This is a genomic window from Tamlana crocina, assembly GCF_012037625.1.
The window spans coordinates 1-416 of the sequence record NZ_JAAVJS010000313.1; the positions used below are offsets into that span (position 1 = coordinate 1).

Below are 416 nucleotides of genomic sequence, written 5' to 3' on the forward strand. Positions count from 1 at the left end.
GTTATTAAAAATAAGAGTCTTTTTACCCATGGATTTTTCCATGTAAGCATCAAGAAGTTTCTCCTGCATATTGAAGTTGGAATAAAGCTCTTCGGAAGATTTCACGGTGTAATCCCCATTGATCCCGACTTTTAAAGTAGAAAGCCCTACGTCATAGCTGTAAGTATTAGCCTTTGCCAGAAAACCTTTTGAAATAAGTGAATTTATGGAATCTCCCACGATCAATTCCCGGTAATTGTCCTTCATGGGCAGCTTGATATTGGAACTCAGCGGCGTTGCCGTCACCCCCAGAATAAAACATCTATTAAAGAACTTGAACAGCTTTCTAAAGGAATTGTAGTGAGCCTCATCTATGATCACCATTCCCAGATTCTCCAACTCCACCTTTTCGTCGTTAAGACGATTATTAAGTGTTT

Annotated in this window: 1 protein-coding gene; it reads right to left on the reverse strand. The window is 39.2% G+C overall.

Going from position 1 to position 416, the window contains the following annotated elements:
• A partial coding sequence (locus HC176_RS16880) for a DEAD/DEAH box helicase (protein ID WP_167920174.1) occupies positions 1 to 416 on the reverse strand: 416 nt, incomplete at both ends.